Annotated in this window: 16 protein-coding genes; 1 reads left to right on the top strand and 15 read right to left on the bottom strand. The window is 29.2% G+C overall.

Annotated features, from left to right (window positions below; translation table 11 throughout):
* Positions 1 to 80: 80 nt before the first annotated feature.
* From uvrA to ACO5J6_RS02300, 10 genes are all read right to left on the bottom strand, one after another.
* On the bottom strand, positions 81 to 2,906 hold the full coding sequence (uvrA, locus tag ACO5J6_RS02345; protein WP_485641808.1) for an excinuclease ABC subunit UvrA: 2,826 nt from the start codon (positions 2,904 to 2,906) through the stop codon (positions 81 to 83).
* A 660-nt stretch (positions 2,907 to 3,566) separates the two neighbouring features.
* Complete coding sequence (locus ACO5J6_RS02340; protein WP_485641806.1) at positions 3,567 to 4,577, bottom strand: MlaA family lipoprotein; 1,011 nt, start codon at positions 4,575 to 4,577, stop codon at positions 3,567 to 3,569.
* Position 4,578: 1 nt separating this feature from the next.
* Positions 4,579 to 5,877 carry an alpha/beta hydrolase gene (locus tag ACO5J6_RS02335; RefSeq protein WP_485641804.1) on the bottom strand — a complete coding sequence of 433 codons (1,299 nt, stop codon included), beginning with the start codon at positions 5,875 to 5,877 and terminating at the stop codon, positions 4,579 to 4,581.
* Positions 5,878 to 5,896: 19 nt separating this feature from the next.
* On the bottom strand, positions 5,897 to 9,427 hold the full coding sequence (gene smc, locus ACO5J6_RS02330) for a chromosome segregation protein SMC (RefSeq protein ID WP_485641803.1): 3,531 nt from the start codon (positions 9,425 to 9,427) through the stop codon (positions 5,897 to 5,899).
* Between the two features lie 54 nt (positions 9,428 to 9,481).
* Positions 9,482 to 10,423 (bottom strand): NAD-dependent epimerase/dehydratase family protein, encoded by a 942-nt coding sequence (locus tag ACO5J6_RS02325; protein ID WP_485641801.1) that lies wholly within the window; start codon positions 10,421 to 10,423, stop codon positions 9,482 to 9,484.
* Between the two features lie 4 nt (positions 10,424 to 10,427).
* Positions 10,428 to 11,708 carry an exopolysaccharide biosynthesis polyprenyl glycosylphosphotransferase gene (locus ACO5J6_RS02320; protein WP_485641800.1) on the bottom strand — a complete coding sequence of 427 codons (1,281 nt, stop codon included), beginning with the start codon at positions 11,706 to 11,708 and terminating at the stop codon, positions 10,428 to 10,430.
* A gap of 204 nt (positions 11,709 to 11,912) precedes the next feature.
* Entirely contained in the window at positions 11,913 to 12,986 is a 1,074-nt protein-coding gene (locus ACO5J6_RS02315) for an acyltransferase (RefSeq protein ID WP_485641798.1), read from the bottom strand.
* A gap of 17 nt (positions 12,987 to 13,003) precedes the next feature.
* A complete protein-coding gene (locus ACO5J6_RS02310) occupies positions 13,004 to 13,753 on the bottom strand; it encodes a glycosyltransferase family 2 protein (protein ID WP_485641796.1) in 750 nt (249 codons plus the stop codon).
* Positions 13,740 to 14,942 (bottom strand): CDP-glycerol glycerophosphotransferase family protein, encoded by a 1,203-nt coding sequence (locus tag ACO5J6_RS02305; protein ID WP_485641795.1) that lies wholly within the window; start codon positions 14,940 to 14,942, stop codon positions 13,740 to 13,742. The genes ACO5J6_RS02310 and ACO5J6_RS02305 overlap by 14 nt, the downstream gene beginning before the upstream one ends.
* A 206-nt stretch (positions 14,943 to 15,148) precedes the next feature.
* Positions 15,149 to 15,988 carry a glycosyltransferase family 2 protein gene (locus tag ACO5J6_RS02300; RefSeq protein WP_485641793.1) on the bottom strand — a complete coding sequence of 280 codons (840 nt, stop codon included), beginning with the start codon at positions 15,986 to 15,988 and terminating at the stop codon, positions 15,149 to 15,151.
* Positions 15,989 to 16,264: 276 nt separating this feature from the next.
* Between ACO5J6_RS02300 and ACO5J6_RS02295 the strand changes: the two genes are divergently transcribed.
* Positions 16,265 to 17,002 carry a vWA domain-containing protein gene (locus ACO5J6_RS02295; protein WP_485641791.1) on the top strand — a complete coding sequence of 246 codons (738 nt, stop codon included), beginning with the start codon at positions 16,265 to 16,267 and terminating at the stop codon, positions 17,000 to 17,002.
* An 82-nt stretch (positions 17,003 to 17,084) separates the two neighbouring features.
* Here ACO5J6_RS02295 and ACO5J6_RS02290 read toward each other — a convergent pair whose 3' ends face one another.
* From ACO5J6_RS02290 to wzy, 5 genes are all read right to left on the bottom strand, one after another.
* On the bottom strand, positions 17,085 to 17,498 hold the full coding sequence (locus tag ACO5J6_RS02290; RefSeq protein WP_485641790.1) for a hypothetical protein: 414 nt from the start codon (positions 17,496 to 17,498) through the stop codon (positions 17,085 to 17,087).
* Between the two features lie 68 nt (positions 17,499 to 17,566).
* Positions 17,567 to 18,796: a glycosyl hydrolase 108 family protein gene (locus ACO5J6_RS02285; protein ID WP_485641789.1), complete on the bottom strand. Its 1,230-nt coding sequence runs from the start codon at positions 18,794 to 18,796 to the stop codon at positions 17,567 to 17,569.
* A gap of 522 nt (positions 18,797 to 19,318) precedes the next feature.
* A complete protein-coding gene (locus ACO5J6_RS02280) occupies positions 19,319 to 20,092 on the bottom strand; it encodes an endonuclease/exonuclease/phosphatase family protein (RefSeq protein WP_485641788.1) in 774 nt (257 codons plus the stop codon).
* A gap of 22 nt (positions 20,093 to 20,114) precedes the next feature.
* The gene (locus ACO5J6_RS02275; protein WP_485641787.1) at positions 20,115 to 20,870 is read right to left on the bottom strand and encodes a glycosyltransferase; all 756 of its coding nucleotides are present in this window, start codon (positions 20,868 to 20,870) and stop codon (positions 20,115 to 20,117) included.
* Entirely contained in the window at positions 20,833 to 22,254 is a 1,422-nt protein-coding gene (wzy, locus tag ACO5J6_RS02270; protein WP_485641785.1) for an O-antigen polysaccharide polymerase Wzy, read from the bottom strand. Before wzy ends, ACO5J6_RS02275 begins: the two co-directional genes overlap by 38 nt.
* Positions 22,255 to 22,354: the final 100 nt, after the last annotated feature.

The raw sequence follows: 22,354 nt of genomic DNA, 5'->3' as shown, positions 1-22,354 counted from the left end.
CTTTAAATAATTCTGTTTATTTTTATAATTTTTACTTAGTTTATTTTTATAATATAATCTGAATTTTGCTGAATTTATATTTATTTCAGATATTTTTTCAAAAATTTACCTGTATGGGATTTTTTTGATTTTACTATTTGTTCAGGAGTTCCCGCAGCTATAATCTCTCCTCCTCTATGTCCACCTTCAGGACCCATATCTATTATATAGTCAGCAAACTTTATTACATCAAGATTATGCTCTATTACTAAGACAGTATTTCCTTTTTCTACGAGCCTATCCAATACAACTAATAATTTTCTTATATCTTCAAAATGTAATCCCGTTGTAGGTTCATCAAGTATGTAAATAGTATCTCCTCTGGATATTTTTGAAAGCTCTGTCGCCAATTTTATCCTTTGAGCTTCCCCGCCTGAAAGAGTTGTAGCAGGTTGTCCTAATTTAATATAATTCATTCCCACATCAATCAATGTCTGAAGTTTTCTTTCCAAACTCGGAATAGTCTTAAAAAACTCATAAGCCTCTTCTACAGACATATCCAATACTTCTGATATACTTTTCCCTTTATAATGGACTTCCAATGTTTCTCTATTATATCTTTTCCCTTTGCAAACTTCACATTCTACATAAACATCGGGCAAAAAATTCATTTCTATTTTGTTTATTCCTGCACCGCCGCATGCTTCACATCTTCCGCCTTTTACATTGAAAGAAAATCTTCCTTTGTTATAACCTCTTAACTGAGCATCTTTAGTCTGAGCAAATAAATCCCTTATATCATCGAACAGTTTGGTATAAGTAGCAGTATTTGATCTTGGAGTTCTTCCGATAGGAGACTGGTCTATATCAATAACTTTTTCCAAATGCTCCAGTCCTTCTATCCCTCCATTTTCAAGAGGATACAGCTTTCCTTTATTTAGTCTGTTATGAAGTTCAGGAAATAACGTCTGATTTATAAGAGTGGATTTACCGCTCCCTGATACTCCCGTTACTACTGTAAACACCTCAAGAGGAATACTCGCTGTTACATTTTTCAGATTATTTCCTCTGGCATTCTTAAGCTTTATCTCTTTTGTAAATTTTCTTCTTTTTTTAGGTACTTCTATACCTACTTCTCCATTTAAATATTTCGCAGTCAAAGACTTTTTATTCTTTAATACCTGCTTCGGAGTTCCTGCGGCAACTATTTCTCCGCCGTATATTCCCGCTCCCGGACCCATATCTATAAGATAGTCGGCTTCCCTCATCGTATCTTCATCGTGTTCGACTACAACTAAAGTATTCCCTATATTTTTTAAATCCCTTAGTGCATCAAGAAGTTTCTCGTTATCCCTCTGATGAAGTCCTATACTCGGCTCATCAAGAACATAAATAACTCCTGTAAGTCTGCTTCCTATCTGTGTTGCAAGCCTTATTCTCTGAGATTCTCCCCCCGACAGTGTTTTTGTCATTCTGGCAAGAGTCAGATAATCAAGGCCTACATTTATCATAAATGACAACCTTTCTTTTATCTCCTTTAATATTTCATTGGCAATCTGTTTCTGTTTTTCTGTAAGCTCGATATTCTCATAAAATTTCAGAGCTTCGGTTACACTCGTTTCTGTAAGGTCAATTATATTTTTATCATTTACAGTAATTGCAAGAACCACATCTTTCAATCTTTTTCCATGGCAAGTCTTACACGTCCTGTCAGTCATATATTTTGCTTCTATTTCTTCTTTTGTAGCTTCGGAAGCTGTTTCTCTATACCGTCTTTCAATGTTTCTGACTATACCGTCAAATTCTTTTTTACCGTTATAACTGAAACTTTCTCCTGACCATGAAAATTTAAACTGTTTACTGCTCCCGTAAAATATAATATTTTTTTCCTCTTCAGTCAGCTCTGACACTTTTTTATCCAAATCTATTTTATGAGCTTTTGCCATTGCTTCGAATAGTTCCCAGTTCCACCCTTTCTGATTTGTAGAGCCTGGAAACAATATTCCGCCCTCTCTTAATGACAAATTTTCATTTACTATAAGCTTATTTTCATCAACTTCAAGAGTAGACCCCAATCCGTTACATGCTTCACAGGCTCCATAAGGAGCGTTAAACGAAAACAGTCTTGGAACAACATCAGGAAATACAACTTCAGGATGATTTGGACATGAAAAATTCTCACTGTATTTGCTATCTTTTCCATTTATATTTGTAATAATTTTACCGTCTGAAAGACCTCCTGCAGCTTCGACAGCTTCGGTCAGTCTGCTTAAAAAATCTTTATCATCTTTTTTTATTACAAGCCTGTCGACAACTACTTCGATATTATGTCTTTTATTTTTATCCAAATCTATAACATCATTTAAATCAAGTATATCTCCGTTTACTCTGACCCTTTGAAATCCTTTTTTCTGCAAATTCAGAAATAAATTTTTATGTGTCCCTTTTTTATCAATTATAACAGGTGCCAGTACTATCAGTTTATCTTTTTCTTTAGTAGTTCCGATTACATTATCCACTATTTCCTGTAATGACTGTTTTTCTACTTTCTGTCCACAAATTGGACAGTGAGCCTCTCCGATATGTGCCCATAAAAGTCTCATATAATCATATATTTCAGTCGTTGTACCCACCGTCGACCTCGGGTTTTTAGATACGCTTTTCTGTTCAATGGAAATCGCAGGTGATAATCCTTCTATACTGTCCAGCTCAGGTTTCTGCATCTGTCCGATAAACATTCTGGCATATGCGGACAAACTTTCTACGTATCTTCTCTGTCCTTCAGAATATATTGTATCAAAAGCAAGAGATGATTTTCCGCTTCCCGAAACTCCCGTTATTACGACAAACTGATTTTTTGGTATTTCGACATCTACATTTTTCAGGTTGTGTTCCCTTGCCCCTGTAATTTTAATTTTATCACTCATTTTACTATATTCCTTTCACTTTATCAGTTTTTTAATTTTTCTTTCCCAACTTCTATATTTTTTTCTCAATTCCTATATTTCCTATATTTTTAGTAATCAGTCTTATTAGTTCTTTAAATAGTTATATATTTTATTTGATTTTATATATTTCTTTTATCTGTATTCAGCTGTACCAGTTCCTTCTTCTACGCATTCAGGTTATATGTTTTTTCAATTTTATAGATTTCTTTTATACTTTCTATTTTATACGCATTTTTATATTTTCTACAAACATATTTATTAATTTTTTTTAAATCTATCGTATCTTGGGTTTATCATATCTTGTGATTTTGTGATGAATGTCTTTCTACAAACATATTTATTAATTTCTTTTTTGTTTTCAATAATTTTCAGTGATTTCGATACTTTACGACAAATTATCTAAAATATTTTTCTAATATAAGATAAAAATTTTTACATATAATATTATACTAAAAAAGACTGAAAATATCCAGTCTGATTTATTGTATTTTTTATTTTAATTTTCATTTATTATTTCAAGCAATTTCTCTTTCAATTCTCTTCCAATTAAAATGATTACCTGATTTTCTACTTTCTTTTTAATATTTTCGCAGTAATTTCAAACATTCTTATTGGCAATTTCATATTTTCTCTGAAAAATTATTTAGCAACTTTCAATTTTCTATAATTATAAAATACGGCTTTCACCAAATCATATTCAAAAGGAGAATTTAAATCTCCGTATCTGAAATCAACTAAAGATCTGGCATTTAATCCTGTTACTACAGGTCTTGTAAATCCATATACATTTTTATCAAAAACACCTGTTTCAAAAAACAGCTCCCTTTCAGCTACTCTTCTTGCAGCACTTTCCATTACCGTATCGGGTATACTTCCCAATGTATCCCTTACAGTACTTGGTCCCAACATTGGCAATACAATATATGAACCTGCTCCTACACCGTATCGTCCCAATGTATCTCCGAATGTTTCCCAGTCCTGTTTAAGTCCTATTTTTGAAGCTACATCAGCCGTTCCCAGCAATCCGACCGTAGAATTTACTGTAAATCTTCCTAAAGCATTCAAAGCTTTCTTAGGATTTAGCTGTAATAATGAATTTACTATAGTCGGTATTTCCTTGAAATTATTATAAAAATTTGCTATTCCCTTTCTTATAGGTTGAGGAACAACTGCTTTATATACTCTCGAGACAGGATAAAGTACTTTTCTGTCAAGCTGGACGTTAAACGCATACATTCTTCTGTTGAAAGGCTCCCAAGAATCATCAACATTCATAAAGTCAAATACTTTATCGGAAATAATGTAATTTTCATCTAAAACATCAATATTACTTGCTATAATTCCATATTCGTCCTTATCAAACAACATATAATTTCCTGCATATTCTTTATTTTTATCTTTAGATTTCTTACTGCTGATACCAAAATTATTCTTTTTGACTTTATCTACACTTTTACCCGGTTCATCAATAACATCTCCGTCAACAAACTGAACAAAAGTATTATCATTTGTTTCATTTTCAACCATTTCCATTAAAGTATTATTTTCTTCGGTATACGGCTTCAAAACTTCAGGTTTTGCAGCTTCAAGACTCGCTGATAAAGCAAGTACAGCACCTATTATCAATAATCTATTCTTTTTATTTATCATATTAATTTTCCTCCATTTTATTTACCATTAGTTCAGCTACATCTCTATGCCACAATATTCCTGTATGTCCTCCGAAAGGTATAATCACTCTATTTGTAAAGTGTTCTTCTATATATTTTAATTCTTCGGCACTTGTCAGTATATCATTTGCAGAAGTTATAAATACTATCTTATCACTGTTATTTGCAATAAAATCACGACTGTTATCTAAACTGAAATCTTTTATAAACTGCTCCATTGTCAAATCAGGATATTTATATTTTTTTAAATACGGGTATAATATTTCCTTGGAATATTCATCAAATGACACTGATAATCCCTCGTGAAATTCTTTTGTTACCGAATCAAATCTTTTATACACTTTCTTATCCGATAATCTTCCAACGGCATTTCTACCACTGAAAACTTCCCCTGCAAAAGTCATATTAGCTGAATAAAATCTAAATAATAATCCCGTAAATGCTTCAAAATCACTGTCAGTCAACTGCAATCTTCCTAAAGCAGCATTAAGATTTGAAAAATCCAAGTCTTTTAATTCCATTGATTTGTCATTTATCATTCTACTAAATATTTTGTCAAAGAATTTTTCCAAACTTCTTGCATCATAAATACCGTTTTTTACTAAATATTTATCCAGTTGCTGTGTCGCAGTCAGAATGCTCACAGGAGTATTCAATAAAAGTGATTTCTCTATTCCTATTTTTTTCTTTTTACTGTCCAATTCGTGAATTAGTAAAGATTGAAACCCTCCTAAACTGTAGCCACCAATATATGCTTTATCTATTTTCATTCCTGAACTTTTTTCTATCGTTATTGCTCTGGACATTAATTCATATAAATGAGAGACCTCATCTTTTACATATCCTGCATAATTATTTTTACTCTGACTTACAATATACGGCATTGTGGTAGTAGAGCTGAATGCTATGACATTATATCCTCTTTCATAAAACAGATTTGCCAGATACATCGACAGACCGCTATTATACAATGAACCTGTTCCTGAAATAAGTATCATCAAAGGAGCTTCCTTACTTTGTTTCCAAACTCCATAATCATACTCACTCCATTGTCTTAATATCGCAGGGATACTTTTATTTGCCTTAAATTTTTTTACTTTTGGGCCTTTAGTCTTTTTAAATTTATACCATTGTTCACTCGGCGTCCCTAAAACCGTTGACATTATTGCATTATCTTTATAAGGGTAGTCCTCTGCTATTTTGGAAACATTGATTTCCTCAGCCTTTCCTATAATTGATAATATAATAACAGTCATAATTAATAATACTTTTTTTAACATTTTTCTCCTCCCGTTTATTTTATACATCTACAGAAATCAATCTTGATTCCCCTATTTCCTTGTTCATTGTTACCCCGTATAATCTATGAGAACCTTTCATGGTTTCCTTATTATGTGTTATTAATATAAATTGTGATTTCTCAATAAATCTGTTTAACAGTTTTACAATTTTTTTAGTATTTTCCTCATCCAGTGCCGCTTCTATCTCATCAAAAAACGTAAACGGACTTGGTTTAAACATAAATATCGCCATTATAAATGAAACTGCCAACATTGACTTTTCTCCTCCTGACAATAACAGTAAAGTTTGTTCAGGTTTATTTTTATATTTTACACTAAGTTCCAGTCCGGTTTCAAGTAAATTTTCAGAATCAAGAAGCCTTATAACTCCTTTTGCACCGTTTAATATAGTCTTACACATATATTCAAAATTTTTATTAATCTCTTCAAATGCGATAGAAAATTTTTCTACTATTTCACTCTCAATATCTCTTATCAAGGTTAAAAGAGACTCTCTGCTTTCAGTCAAATCCCTTTTCTGATCCGTCAGTTCATTGTATCTTGCATTTTCCCTTTCGTATTCGTCTATTGCCGCAAGATTTACACTTCCTATTTCCATTCGGCTTTTCTCATTCATTGACAGTTTTCTCTTCACAGTCTGTAATTCAAGATCATTCTCAATTTTTTTATATTCGGTATTATCTTTCACATTGGGATTTTCAATATTTTGAAGCTCAAGATTAAAATATTCCAAATCTTTTTCAGTTTTTACAAGAACTTCCGCAGACTTTTCATATTCATTTTTTTTCTCTACCATTTTTACTTCTATATCTTTTATTTCATTTATTAGCTCTCTTTCAGAATTTTCATAATTTTTTATATCTGTTTCATGTTTTTTTATTAGCTGGTTCAGATTTTCATTTTCATTATTCTTTCTCTGAATTTCTTCTTTTTTTTCTGAAATCTTTTTTTCAAATTCTTCTTTTAAATTATCTCTTTTCTTTTCAAATTCCGTTAATTCTTTCTGTTCACTCAGAAGCTTCTGATAATCCTTTTCTATTTCACTGTATCTGCTCTGATTATTTTCAGTTCTGACCTTGAGTATCTCATATTCTTTATCAATTTTATTCAGCTCATTTAAATGTTCTGTCAAATCTTCGGATTTTTCAAGTTCACTGTTTAATTCCTGAAGTTTGATATTATTTTTCACTATATCTTCTTCAGATTTTTTTATGATTTCCTTATTTTCCAATATTTTCTGTTTTCTCGTATTTATGGAAGCTTCATTTTCATTTATCTCATAATTTAGAGTTTCTATTTCCCTTTTTTTCTTATTAAAGCTTGATGTAAAACTTTCATATTCTTCCAAAAACTCCTTATATTTATCACTAATTTCCTTATATTCAGTATCTTTTTCCTGTTTCTTTATTTCTCCCTGTTTCACCCGCTCATTAGTTTTTTCTATATCTGAAGTTATTCTTTCCAGCTCTTTCTCTATTCCTGACATATTTTCAATAATCGTATTCAATTCCTTTTTTCTTTCAAGAAGTTCATCCTTTCCTCTTACGGAATGTCCTCCTGTCATTCTTCCTCTGGCAGTTATTATATCTCCTTCGAGAGTAGCTATCCTATCATTGTATCCCTCTTTCAGAAGCTGTGTTCCTACTTCAAGATTTTTAACAACTAATGAATTTCCATAAACAAACTGAATTATCTTTTCAATGCTCTTATCATATTTCACAATGTTTCTTGCAAAATCTACTACTCCGTCTTTTTTAGGAAACTCATTCATTATCTTAAAAACTTTCACTCCGTCGACAGGTAAAAACGAAGCTCTTCCAATTTTTTTCTCTTTCAAAATCTCTATGCACTTCTTCGCAATATCGGTATTTTTTACTACTATGTCCTGAAATGAGCCTCCTGACAATGTCTGAATAGCTTCTTCAAATCCTGTAGGAATATCTATGAGATTTACAAAGGCTCCTACTACTCCGTCAAAACTTTCATTCAATATATATTTTATACTTTTTGCAAATGTTTCATTTTTTTCTATAATATTAATATTCGCTCTTTTTTTTGCATTTAAGTTTTCGTATTTATAATTCAGTTCATTTTTCTCTTTATTCAATTGTGCATATCTTTTCTGTAAAGTTTCTATTCCAATATTTATATTTTCTATTTCATTTTCTTTCAAATTTTTTTCATTTTCTTTTTCAATTTTCTTTTTTTCAAATTCTTCTTTTTTATCATTAATCCCGTTAAACTCTTTTTCTGCCGTTTCTTTCTCATTTATGAGTCTTTTACTTATATTTTCAGCCGTATTTATTCTTTTTTCCAAATCCTCATTTTCATTTACAGCTCTGAATTTGTCGACTTCCAAATTATGATTTTCCTGATTTTTCTCTTTTATAGCTGAAATAATAGCATCTCTTTTATTTTTAAGTCTTTCTACTCTTTCATCGGCACTTTTTTTCTCTTTTTCTTTTTCTGATAAATCCTGAATTATTTTATCCAATTCTATTTTTGAATTATTTAATATTTCAGATTTTTCACTTATATCTTTTTCCAAAGCCGTTTTTCTCTTTTGTTTCTCATTAGCTTCCGTTTCAAGATTGGAATATCCGTTTTTTAAATCAGAGTATTCATTTTTCAGACTTTCTATTTCTTTGAATATTCCAAAATTTTTATTTTTTTCATTTTCCAGTTCTTCATAAGCTCTTTCCCTTTTCTTATTGGATTCCTGAAGTTCACCTTGTTTCAGATTGAAATCTTTCTGAATTCCGTCAATAATATTTTTCAGATTTTCTTTTTCAGCTGTATATTTTTCTTTTGTATTTTCTTTCTCATTTATATTATATTCCAAAATCATAAGTTTATGAACATCAATTTTTTCAGTATACGTTTTAAATAATCTTGCTTTCATTCCCTCATCTTTTAGATGTCTTACCCTTGTTTCCAAATCTTTTTCCACATAAGTAATTTTTTCTATTTCGTTTTTTACTTCTTTTAATTTTTTTTCGGATTCTTCTTTTTCAACTTTGGCTCTTTTTACGCCTGCTGCTTCTTCTATGATTTCTTTCAATTCCCTCGGATTAGAGCCTATTATTCTTTCAACTCTTCCTTGCCCTATTATCGAATAAGCCTGTTTTCCGATACCTGTATCCATAAAAAGATTATTTATGTCTTTCAGTCTTGCTTTTCTGTTATTTATAAAATATTCATTTTCTCCATTTTTGTATATTCTTCTTGTAATTTTTATTTCCGAAAAATCTATATCCAGATATCTGTCCTCATTTTCGATGATAAGACTGACTTCAGCCATTGATTTTGCCTTTTTATTTTTACCTCCCGAAAAAATAACATCGGAGCTTTCTTTAGCCCTTATATTTTTGTAGCTCTGTTCTCCCAGAACCCACAAAATTGCATCTAAAATATTACTTTTTCCACTTCCGTTTGGACCCACTATGGAAGTTATACCTCTGTTAAATTCTACTACGGTTTTATCAGCAAATGACTTAAATCCTGCAAGTTCTAATGCCTTTAAGTGCATTATTTTTCCTCCAATTTTTGTTGCTTTTGTTTCTTTATATTTTATTTTTTAAATCTAAATGGAATTCCCCTCATACTCTGCATATTCTTTCAATCCTTCTTTTAGAGAATATTTATAATCCCACGAAGTGCTCTCTTTCAATAATGTATTATCCAATCTTGAATCTTTTATATCTCCTTTTCTCGGCTCTCTATAATTTGCTTCTTTTTTATATCCCAAATATTTTTTCATATAATTAAACAGTTCATTTATAGATGTCTTGTCATTTGTTGACACGTTAAGAGTTGTATTCACTACATTTTCTACTGCACAAATATAATTTGCATTGGCAACATCTTTTACATATATGAAATCCCTTGTCTGTTCTCCGTCTCCGTCTATAAAAACATCCTTATCGGCTCTTATTCTGTCGTTAAATATGGAAACTACTCCCGCTTCTCCATGAGCACTCTGTCTTGGGCCATACACATTGGAATATCTGAATATCACATAATCCAGTCCAAATAAATCATGGTACATCCTTATATAATGTTCTCCAAAAACTTTTGTCAAACCGTAAGGTGAAAGAGGTGCTATTTTCGAGCTTTCTTTCGATACACTCATTTCAGGTATTCCATATGCGGCTGCCGTACTTGCAAACAGTAATTTTTTCACACCGTATTTCTTACACATATCAAGAACATTTATCAGCCCAAGTATATTTTCATCAGCATCATAATGAACATTTTCTACGGATACAGACACGCTTACTTGTGCTGCTTCATGAAATACATAGCTTATTCCTTTGTTTTCTTCAAAAATTCTTTCCAGATTTTCCCTGTTACGAATATCAACTTCATAAAACTTAATATTTTTTAAACAGGAAATATTTTCTTTCTTTCCTCCTATGAGATTATCCACTATGATTATCTCATAGTTTTCTTTATCAAATCTTTCAGCTATATGGGAACCTATAAATCCGGCTCCTCCTGTTATCAGTATTTTTTCCCCTTGCATTTTTTTACCTTCCTTTTCCAAATATTACTATAGTTACAGTTTTTAACAATACTTTTAGATCAAACAGTATATCGTGATGTTTTATATAATATAAATCATATTGCAGCTTTCTATAAGCGTCTTCCACACTCGCTCCATAAGGATACATGACCTGTGCCCAGCCTGTTAGTCCCGGTTTTACAGTATGTCTTAAATTATAATAAGGAATTTCCTTTTCCAACTGTTCTATAAAAAATTCTCTTTCAGGTCTTGGACCTACGAAGCTCATTTCTCCTCTTAATACATTCCATAATTGAGGAAGTTCATCTATTCTCGTAAGTCTCATTATCTTCCCAAACTTTGTAACTCTATTGTCATTTTTAGTTGCCCATTTCGGCCCGTCTTTTTCCGCATCAGTTGTCATTGAACGAAATTTTACTATATTAAACTTTTTATTTCCTTCTCCAATTCTTTCCTGAATAAAGAAAATCGGACCTCTCGATTCGAGTTTTACTATTATTGCCGCTACTACCATTATCGGTGCTACGCATACTCCTATAAGAAAGGCAAACAACAGGTCAAGTAATCTTTTAGCTTTTAGATTAAAGTTATTATGATATATTTCAAATCCTGTATTTTCAAGGAACCATTTAGGACTTAAATGAGAAATAGGCAATTTATTTTCATAAGCCTCATAAAATTCCAAATAATTGTAATATTGTAATCCTGCCAGCTTATATTGAAGAAGTTTATCTACAAATTTAGGATCCACTAATAGATTTTCCATAAAGTCAACAATTATATCGGGTTTTCTTACATCGCATATTTTCAGTATTTTCTTTTTTATATCTTTATTATCTTCTTTGATTGAACCTATGAATTTATATTGCTCATCATTTTTTATACTTTCCAGCAAATCTTCCGTGTAGTCGTTCTCTCCTATAAACAGTATTTTCTGTTTTTCCACTATCCCCATTATGACTACATATCTGAATACAATCTGAAATATCGAAATAGTTCCAAATAATATAATCCCTTCATTTAAACTGAACATTTTCGCAAAAGTCGTAATAAACATAAGTATGGAATTTATCCCTATTACCGTTGCCATATCTCTTAATCTGTATCTTCCAACAGCTATATTATAAACATTAGCTATATAATAAGCTATCAAAGCTATAACTATTATTAGAGCATTCCTAAAACCTAATCCTCTATTTATAAGAAATAATCCTAAGAAATACATTCCAACCGTTAAAAATCCAAATAAATAGGAAAAATTTCTCCTAACACCGCTTGCCGCCATTTTTCTTTCCCTTTCAATTAATTATATATTGTTTTATTTTCACATATTGTATTATGTATTTTTACATATCAGTTATATATTCATATGCTATTTTTACTAATTCATATATTAACTTTATATATCTTCATATATTATTTTATCATATATTGTTATATTTATTATTATTCTTTCTTTTTTACTAAATTATACCAAAATCCATTTATACTAAAACTTTCTCTCCGTTAAATTAAGTCTTAATTTCGATATTTTTAGTATTATAAATCCTACTGAATATGAAATTCCCATTGCCAAGATAAACATTAAAATTATATACACAGGATAATTCATTTTTGATTTTATTTCTATTTTATCCTGAAAATATGAAATAATCATCGGATGTATCAAATAAACATCCAGTGTTATCACTGATAAAGTTGACACAAATCTTCTTACCGGATAAATAATTTCAGGTTCTTTAGCTTTTTCATCACTATGAGTAAATTTCATTATCAATGTAAAAAATAAAACCGACTGCAAAAATACTGCTATTGAATGATAATTATAGAAAAAATCTATAAATTTTCCTTCCTTTACAGTATAGAAATATGTTACCCATACACTTATTCCGAAAAAAATCAAATATCCTGAAAACAATATTATTTTATTTATTTTAGGAGGTTTTTCAGCTATCAGGTAACCGATTAAAAAATATCCTATATATTGACCTAAAGGGCTGTATATCATAAATTTTGTTTTAAATATAAATTCAAAAAAAGGAATAATGACCATAAAACCTGTCCATATGTATATAAAATATATTATATAACTTTTATGAATATCTCTTACCACTCTTCTCAAAAATGGAGTTATTGTATATAGCCCCAAAATCATATAAATATACCAGAAATGATAAAATATATTTCCTTTAAGAAGTAATGTCAAAAAATTTTCATTGATAGGATACGGCTTATGTAAAAAAGAGACTTTGAAAACATAATAAATCATACTGTAAATCAGAAATTTGGGTATTATCCTTATAAATCTCTTCTTAAAAAATATTCCAACGGGTTCATCTTTTCTTAAAAGTAGATAACCGCTGACCATTACAAACAGGGGAACACACATTCTACTTAATGTATCAAGGATATTTGCTATCATCCAATTTTTCATTGAGATGCCTTTTCCAAATAAATCAAGCTCGCCGGAAACTACATGTATCATTATTACTAATGTAACCGCTATGCTTTTCAAAATATCCAGATTGTAGAATTTTTCATAATTTCCTGTTTTTTCTTCCATAGATACACTCCTTTTCCTTATTTAGTCTTTTTTAAAGCAATAATTGCATAATTTATAAAATAATATAATGCTTTAAAAAAGGAAAGTTTTTCAACTTTTCTGTATATTTCCCATCTCACTTTTGCAGCATCTATTTTATTACTTGACCTCGAATTATTCAAAACTCTGTAAAAAGCCAGATTTTCTTTTAGCCCATATATTTTGCCTGTTTCTTTTATTATTTCCAGCCACAGTACGTAATCCTCATTTTTATTTCTCTGTTTAAAAAATCTTTTTCCCAGTTTTTCGCTATCTAAAATAACCGTCAAACAACCCAAATAATTATTTTTCAACAAATCATTATATAAAATTTCCTCTTTTATCTTTATTTCATTTATAGGTTTTCCTTCTTCGCTAATTCTTGTATATTCGGTACAGCTTATCGCAGCATTTTTTTCTTTCATGAAAGCTATTTGTCTTTCAAGTTTATTTTCAGTCCAATAATCATCAGCATCTAAAAAGGCAATATACTGACCGTCCGCAATAGTGATGAGTTTGTTTCTTCCATTTACGACACCTATATTTTTTTCTGAATTTATAACTTTTATCCTGTCATCTTTTTCGGATAATTCTCTTACAATTTTATAGCTGTCATCTTTAGAATTATCATTTATTATAAGTAATTCCCAATTTTTATAAGTCTGTGCTATTACTGATTTTACAGTCTGACTGATATATTTTTCAGCATTATACATAGGTATTATTATTGATACTTTATCTTTTATCATTTTTTTCTCCGATTTTTTCTGTAATCAGTTCGTATACTCTCTTACAGTTATCTTTATCAGTATATTTTAAGAATTTCTCTTTCAAATTTTCTGACTTTTTCTCTGTCTGTTCATCATATTTAAAGTTATTATCTGAAATTTCAATTATGTCCTTGACACATTCATCCACCGTATATGCCCCTTTTCCAAACAATTCATTATCCAAATCCACATAAGAACCGACTTTACTCATATATTCCTCTTTATCAAACTGGAAAAATATAATCGGTTTGTTGAGATAATAAAAATCATACGCCACACTTGAATAATCGGTTATAAGTATTTTAGCTTTCATCAGTTCCTTTGTTATTTCAGCATCTTTGGGTAAAAGTTTTACATTTTCTCCCAATCCTATATTTCCAAAGTTTCCCAAATAGTCATGCATAAGCTGATGTATATATAAATTTAAAATTATTCCTTGTTTTTTAAGAAAATCATTTAATTTTTCATCTGTTAAAAGTCCTATTATATTTTTAAAATATTCTGTATCCTCTATTTTCAAGTTTTCAGATTTTATCCAATTTCTCCATGTAGGCATAAACAATATTTCTTTTTCTTTAATTTCGGCTTCGTAAAGTTTATCATATCTCGGATAACCCGTTATGAATATCTTTTTTTCATCAATATTCCACCATTTATCTCTTTTTATTATTTTTTCATATTCGGAGTCGCAAATATTTATATCATAAGAACGTACAAGTCTTTCAGCAATTTTTTCAGTCTTCCTGTTCATCGCCATTCTTACTTTAAAGCCTACTGTCCCATGATTTAAAAATACTTTTATCGGTTTATAATGAAAACAGTTTATAATAGGCACTGCAAATAAATAAGGTACTATATCCGCTGAAAGTGAATGGGAAAACAGTACAACTTCCGAATTCATAAAATAAAGATAACTTTCCATACTTCCCTTAATCAGCTTATTCCCGGGTATCTGATTAAAAACGGGAGCATTTTTATTTACTATCCAGAATGTTTCTATCTCTTTTTTTGTCCTTAAATATTCATACATTGCCCGTCCATTATCTACATACAGTTCTCCCGCATTTCCCCCTATCAACCATATTCTTCTATTTCTAAATTTATTTTTTGTAAAAGGATACAGCAGATATGCCAATATCATATTTACAAGACATTTTATTTTATCCATTGCTTTGAAAGTATCCCATAAGTCAAAAATAATTTCACTAACATAAATATAATATATTTTAAAAATTTAAAAATACTGTTTTTATTAGTTTTATAAAAATGATAAATATATGTAATTTATGATCAGAGTATTTTTTTACCTTTTTCATCTTATATGAGAAACTCTTTCCTTTCTATTTTTATTTGTTTGCTATTTATTATTTATAATTATTCCTGACATTTATATCTGAAATATCCCCTTAATCTTCCTTTTAAAACAATTCTATGGTATCTTCTATTTTTAGTAATTATTATTCCGCCTAAACTTCTGAACAGTCTTTTCCAAAATTTGAATATATAGAAAAAATTTTTTCTGCATTTTACTTCTTTTTTTACTAATGCACCATATCCCAAAGCATATTTATAGGCTTTTTCCAAATCATCATAGTTACCTTTTTTAGCAGGATGATAGATTATATCATTTGCAAAATAATTTCCTTTAAATCCTTTATGCAGAAGAGTCAGGACATAGTCCGTTTCCTCCCCACTTCCAAAATATGCCCCTACTCCCAAATTTTCATCAAATAAAGTTATGTCTTCAAGGGAATAATTCACAAAAAAAGTAATTGATTTGACAGTTGAGTCGATATTATCAATCGAAAGTTCCACATCATTTTCAAGCATTACTCCCGTTCCGTAGTCCTTATCTCTTTCGAGAGTTCTACATGAATATATTCTTTTATCTTTATTTTCTTTAAAAAATGTAACAACTTTTTCAAGAGTATCGGCTCTGTATTCACAATCATCATCGGGAAATCCTGCAATATCTCCGTCCATCATGATAAGGCCCTTGTTTCTGTTTAAACTCAATCCTGACTGCTCACTTTTTATATATTTTATTTCAAAATCATCTTCATATTTTTTTACGATTTCAAAAGCTTCGTTTCCTGCATTTTGATCAATAACTATTAATTCAAAATTTTTATATATTTGCTCAGTCAGGCTTTTCAGAAACAAATCAAGTTCCTCGGTAACATTTATTGTAGGCATTATTAATGAAACTTTCACTAAGACCACTCCTTTTAAGGTTAATTATTACTGTCTTTCAGTTTTTTATATCTGGTTTCACTGTAAATAATTCAAATTTATAAATAAATATTCTTTTTTATTATAACATAAAATAGCATAAAACACTATTATTTTCTATATAATCAGATTGTAAATTTAACTCCGAATTTAATAAAAATTACAAATAAAGATTATTTTTTCATTTTATTTTCATTTTTATCGTATATACTTCTATTAGATATAAAAAATTATGTAAAATTTTATAGGAGGTTTATTATGAAAAAGATTTTTTTGGGACTTTTTATTTTATTAAGTATATTCTGCTTTTCAGCGACACCCTCAAAAACAAATAAAGGAGAAAGTATGGAGCTTATATTCATAATGGACAGAAGCGGCTCCATGGGAGGGCTGGAAACAGATACTATTGGCGGTTATAATTCAATGTTGAACAAACAGAAGAAAGAAGAAAAAGGAGAAATCTACGTAACTACAGTCTTATTTGATGACCAATACGAATTACTCCATAACAGAATTCCTATTTCCAAAGTAAAACCAATAACTGAAGCAGAATATTATGTAAGAGGAAACACAGCTCTCTTAGATGCCATAGGAAAAACAATTTCCCAAGTTAAAGCCAATCAGAGCAGATTTGACAAGAAAGAAAAGGCAAAAAAGGTTTTATTTATTATAATTACCGACGGAATGGAAAATTCAAGCAGAGAATACTCAGCAGCAGCAGTAAAAAATATGATTGAAACTCAGAAAAGAAATGAAAAATGGGAATTTTTATTTTTAGGAGCAAATATCGATGCTATCGGAACAGCAAAAAGTTTTGGGATAGAACCTTCAAGAGCTGCAAATTATAAATCGGACAGCAAAGGAACTAAAAAGAATTATGAAGTTTTAAATGAAGCCATTATGGAAATACGTTCAGGTAATGAATTAAAAGATACATGGAAAAAAGAAATAGAAGAAGATTACAATAATAGAAAAAATATACAGGATAAAAAATAATACCAAAGTTTTTTAAAATATACTAAAAAGAGACTGCTTTATAATTTCCCCCTAAATTATAAGTCAGTCTCTTTTAAAGATTTTAGATATTATATCGGATTTTTTCCTTTGTTGTAAAAATTTTTACAGTATTTTCATTTTCTTTTACTGCTCTTTTCTTATCATTATCCATATAACTTATAACTATATCTATTAATCTTTCCAATTTTTGAGGACTATCGGAAACAAGAAAATCAGCTATCATTTCAAGTACCGTTAATATTATTCCTTTTTCCCGAAATTCCTTAGTTTCTTTCTCAATTATCTTACCCCCAAATATACTGCCAATAATTTTATTAAACATTTTACTATTTAAAATTAGATTACTGAGAGCATTTATAAGACCACTCAATATTGATTTTTCTAAACTTGAGAAAAAACCACTTTCCTTTTTTATCTGTTTCGCACCTAAATCAAGTAAAAAAATATCAAAAGTATCTTTACCAAATATATTCATTTTTCCCCCTTTGGTTACTCCCCTCATTTTGCTCTTTGTATAATCTTCTTGTTTCTTTTATCTCCGTATTATCTTTGTTTTTGTATATTGTTTCCCATTTTTTTCTGATTTGTTTCTGTTTTTGCTTGGGAAGAAAATTCATTTTTTACTTCTGAAAGATTTTTTCTTGTTGAAGGTGCCAATTCAGTTTTTATAAAGTTTTCTCTTTTAGCTAATCTATTATGCCAACCTTTCAGGAAAACTTTTTGGCTCGGATTTCTTTTCACTATACCGTCATAAAAATTACTTTGTGCCTGTTGATAAGCTTTCAATAATTTTTCAGGGTCAGCACCGTTTAATGCTGCTAAAGTATATTTCCCAATTATACCGTCCACTGCTAAATCATTATTACCGTTCATTTCATTCAATACTTTTTGTACTTCTTTAACTGCACGTGAAGACCCTCCATTAACTGCCCAGTCAAATACTGATAATGCCACTCTGTCATCTTTTACTTCATTTAGTCTGTTTTTCAAATAATAATCTTTTTTATAAATATCTTTTGCCATTTCTTTAGGGAAATCACGCATATCTCCTGTATATCCATGTTTTCTGGCTTCTTTTTCTATAATTCCATATTTTGTTGCTCCCCCATTATCATTTTTGTGATTTGAGTATCCACCTTCTACATCAAAAATATATTTATAGAATTTCTCCAATCTTTCTGCATCGGATTTTACTGACTGATTATCCGCTCCTGTAAGTGTGTTTTCAGAAGTTGAAGAGCTTTTGGATATAGTTGGTTTATTTTTTGTAGTATTTTTATCTTTCATTTTATTTTTAGTCATTAATTCTTCAAGAGAAATGCCTCCTCTAAAATCTTTTCTACTATTAATATTTCTAATTCTGATACCTTCTCCTGCTTTTTTAGGTTCATCATTTTTAGGACCTCCTCCACCTGATTCTATAACTTGGTTATTTCCTATATATATAGCCACATGTGTTACTTTTTTGCTATTTCCATAAAAAACTAAATCTCCCGGTTTCAATTCTTTCACATTTTTATTTAATTTTCCTACCATTTTAGATTGATCATCTGATACTCTTTTAATATTAATTCCTGATTTTTTAAAAACATTCTGTGTAAATCCTGAACAATCATAATAATTGGGTCCAACTGCACCCCATACATATTTTGGTCTAGGCTTTCTATTATATATTTCATAAGCATTTTTTAATATCTCTTTTCTTTTATTTTCTACTGACAAATCTTTCTTCTGATTATTTAAATTCATCAAATCTTCCATCTTTTCAGCCATAATATTTCTCCTTATTATTTTTATTATTTTAATTTTATTACTGTATTCTTTTTCATTTTTTTCTTAAATCAATTTTACTTATCCTATTAAATTATTATATTTTTCGATTTTTTCCTCCTCTCCCCCTCACTTCCTAATTTAAAAACTATAGTTTTAATTATCAATAATTTTTTATAAATCAGCGCTTTTTGAGTATTATAAATTTATAAAATTATTATTGATAAATATTTAATAAAAACTTGTGTTTTAAATATAAATTTAGAAAGTTATTATTTAAATTACCATTAGCTAATTTATCTTACACAGGTATTCTATAACACCAACCCCATAATTGTCAAATTTCCCGATTTTGATATTCAAAGCCTTTATTTATAAGGATTTAAGTATAATTTAGGCTATAAAAAAAATTGACAATTCGTCAATTTTTTTATTTTTAATTATTTTGTATCATAAAAACATGATTATAATTATACTTCTGTCTTATTTCAATATTTTATTTCAATATTTTAAATTAGATTCAAATCATTTTATATCTACTATCATCATATAAGGTAAATGGTCGCTAATTTTAGTCCAGTCCTGTGTATTGTCGTTTATAAAAAAGCTCTCTTTTATTTTCCAGTTATTTGAAGTATCTCCTAAAATATAATCTATTCTCGGATCATCATTTTTTCTCACTTTTGCCTTATCTCCATCTATATAGGAGTCTTTCCAGTTCTGAGTTATCTGTTTGTAATATTCGGTTGTAGGAAGCATATTCAAATCTCCACCTAAAAATTTTATGTCTCCGTCGACAATTTCCGACATTATAAGAAGAGCATTCAATTCCTCATTTTTTGCTTCCTGTTTATAATCAAGATGAGTATTTATAAATGTTATCGACTTTCCAAATGCAGATTTATCAATTTTTGCAGCTATTACCTGTCTTTTTTCTATCCCTATGGACGGCAATTCATAAGTTTGCACTTTTTCCACAGGATATTTGGATACATAAGCTATACCGAATTCTCCCGAATCATAATCCCTTGATTTCTGAAAATAATAATAATTATAACCCATTTCATCAGCTATATCTTTCGCTATATCTCTCAAGTTACTTCTGTTTGTATATCTATCTACTTCCTGCAATGCTATAAAATCCGGCTTATATCTTTTTATACTCTGACCTATTTTAGTACCGTTTGCAAGCCTCCCTCCATATATATTATAAGTCATCATTCTAAACTCTTTTGCACTTACTGTCAATGTTATAACTGTAAATAACAATATCCTTATTAAATTTTTTGTTCTTATCATTTTTACTACCTCTTAAAATTTGTTAAAATTTAATCCTTCTTTCTTTAATATAATATCTTGCAGTTATTCTTATTTTTTTTATCAACTTCGAAAGCCCTGACAGATGTTTTGTTTCTAAAAATAATCTTGCTTTTAAACTTGTCCAGCTATCATTCCACCAGTGTATTCCATATGTATTTTCCGTTATACATTTCTCGGAAAATTTTTCTTTAAAGCCATAAGGATAAAAATATTCTTTTGGATATATTGTTATTTCTCCTTCCTTTAATGAATTTTCTCTTTTATCAGTCAGTCCGTATTTTTTTTCAAATATATAAGTAAATATTTTAGGAATTGTCCATAGGGGTTTTTCCCATATTTCTTTTTCATAAAATTCTATTATATCTTTCAATACTTCATTATGTCTGTCTGTACCGAATATTCCTACACTTATATGTTTTTTATCCTCATATCCTATAAAAAACTTTATATTTTCATTTTCTATGAGAGGGGAAATATCTTTTATTATTTCCATATCAGTATCAAGGTATATTCCTGAATTCTCATACATATAATGAACTCTCATATAGTCAGACATATATGCCCACAGTTTTCTTTTATAACATTCCCTAAAAAATCTGTTTTTCTCCAAATGAACCTGTATGTCAAAGTTTTTTTCATTTATTTCAATTATTTCAAAATCAGGAAGATTTTTCTGCCATGATTTCAGACATTTATAAAATATATCAGGTTTTTTGGCATTACCTATCCAGACGTAATAAATTTTCTTTTCTATCATTGTATTTCTCCTCTATTTTCCTGTACATATAGTCAAATCCGAATATGAATATATATACTCCTATCAACATAGCCATATTTTTTATAAGGGCTTCTCCAAAAAATGATCCCCTCGGTATATAAAATAAATTCGGTATGAAATAGTAACTTGTAAGTAATAAAAATCTATTTTTCACTACATATTTTTCATATTTTATTATCATAAAACCTAATAATACAGAAATAATAATAATCCAAATATATCCCAAATCATACATTTCGGCTATATAATTTGACCCTATTCCTTCCCCTTTCAAATAAGCCACAGGATTTAATAAATAAGTCAATTTATCCGCAATGGAATTAGTCATAACGAGAGTGTCCAAAGATTGGGGTTTAAATCCAAATATCCCCTGAAATATATACGGATAAGGTCCCTGACCAACTATTTCCGACTTAAAATCTATAGTATATCCTAACACAAGGTAGCTCACTCCCTGAGAAAATAAAAAATTATATACAGTATTTATTAAATCAAGGGAAAATACTTTTTTACTTCTCACTGAAACGAGTATCTGAGAAAACAGTACAGTAAATCCTATCAGTTTAGCCATTGTTTTAGCTTTGATTTTTACGCCGTATACTTTTGCATAATACCACATTATAAATAAAAGCTGTGTCAGAAATATCGCTCTTGCCCCTTTAAAAGAGTCCAACAATTTTACCATTAGATATAATGAAGAAACTGTCAAAAACTTTTTTTTGGAAGGGATTGATATTAAAAATATAAGAAAGCCTATTGTCATTATCGTTCCTGAACCTTTTGTAAAAAAAGGATAATCCACACCTTTCAATATTCCTGTATAATAAGCCTCGTATCCTGCCTGCAATATGATTTTAAGCTGAATAAACATTTTATAAGCCAACGCAGGTAGTGCAATTATAAATAAAAACATTCCAAAATCAGTGTATATTTTTCTGCTTTCCAGAGTTACACGACTCTTTATTTCACTTTCAGTTTCATTCATTATTCCGATAAAAAAACCTAAATGTGTAAAAAGCAGAACCAATAAAAACACATTTATTATCTCTATTCTCACATCATAGAAAAAATAATAATTTGCGAATTTTGTAGCCCAGCCAAATTCCTTATAACCTGCTATATCTAAAAATATTCTTGTAAAATTAAATAAAAACAGTGTATAAAGGAAAATCATATAGGAATTCAGCCAGTCAGAATATATTTTTGCAGTAAAAAAAGTATAAACATATACTCCCATAAGCAAATATTCTATAAATTTCATTTCTTCCACATCATTCTGAAAAACAATCGCCGATTTCAGAAACAATACAGAAAACATAATAAAAATATGTAAAACTAAAAACAATATCCTATCTTTTTTCATAGTAAATTCCGTTTCTTCAAATTTATCTTTAAATTTTATTTCAACTTTTATCTTAATTTTTTCTATTTTCTTTTCAATGATATATTTATTTATTTCAGTT

This window comes from Pseudoleptotrichia sp., from assembly GCF_057270515.1.
The sequence above is the reverse complement of the archived record's forward strand: the minus strand, read 5'-3'. Positions and strand labels throughout refer to the sequence as shown.

Coding starts and splice junctions, on each gene's coding strand:
- uvrA (WP_485641808.1), bottom strand. CDS start 2,906: ATGAGTGATAAAATTAAAATTACAGGGGCAAGGGAACACAACCTGAAA.
- ACO5J6_RS02340 (WP_485641806.1), bottom strand. CDS start 4,577: ATGATAAATAAAAAGAATAGATTATTGATAATAGGTGCTGTACTTGCT.
- ACO5J6_RS02335 (WP_485641804.1), bottom strand. CDS start 5,877: ATGTTAAAAAAAGTATTATTAATTATGACTGTTATTATATTATCAATT.
- smc (WP_485641803.1), bottom strand. CDS start 9,427: ATGCACTTAAAGGCATTAGAACTTGCAGGATTTAAGTCATTTGCTGAT.
- ACO5J6_RS02325 (WP_485641801.1), bottom strand. CDS start 10,423: ATGCAAGGGGAAAAAATACTGATAACAGGAGGAGCCGGATTTATAGGT.
- ACO5J6_RS02320 (WP_485641800.1), bottom strand. CDS start 11,708: ATGGCGGCAAGCGGTGTTAGGAGAAATTTTTCCTATTTATTTGGATTT.
- ACO5J6_RS02315 (WP_485641798.1), bottom strand. CDS start 12,986: ATGGAAGAAAAAACAGGAAATTATGAAAAATTCTACAATCTGGATATT.
- ACO5J6_RS02310 (WP_485641796.1), bottom strand. CDS start 13,753: ATGATAAAAGATAAAGTATCAATAATAATACCTATGTATAATGCTGAA.
- ACO5J6_RS02305 (WP_485641795.1), bottom strand. CDS start 14,942: ATGGATAAAATAAAATGTCTTGTAAATATGATATTGGCATATCTGCTG.
- ACO5J6_RS02295 (WP_485641791.1), top strand. CDS start 16,265: ATGAAAAAGATTTTTTTGGGACTTTTTATTTTATTAAGTATATTCTGC.
- ACO5J6_RS02290 (WP_485641790.1), bottom strand. CDS start 17,498: ATGAATATATTTGGTAAAGATACTTTTGATATTTTTTTACTTGATTTA.
- ACO5J6_RS02285 (WP_485641789.1), bottom strand. CDS start 18,796: ATGGCTGAAAAGATGGAAGATTTGATGAATTTAAATAATCAGAAGAAA.
- ACO5J6_RS02280 (WP_485641788.1), bottom strand. CDS start 20,092: ATGATAAGAACAAAAAATTTAATAAGGATATTGTTATTTACAGTTATA.
- ACO5J6_RS02275 (WP_485641787.1), bottom strand. CDS start 20,870: ATGATAGAAAAGAAAATTTATTACGTCTGGATAGGTAATGCCAAAAAA.
- wzy (WP_485641785.1), bottom strand. CDS start 22,254: ATGAAAAAAGATAGGATATTGTTTTTAGTTTTACATATTTTTATTATG.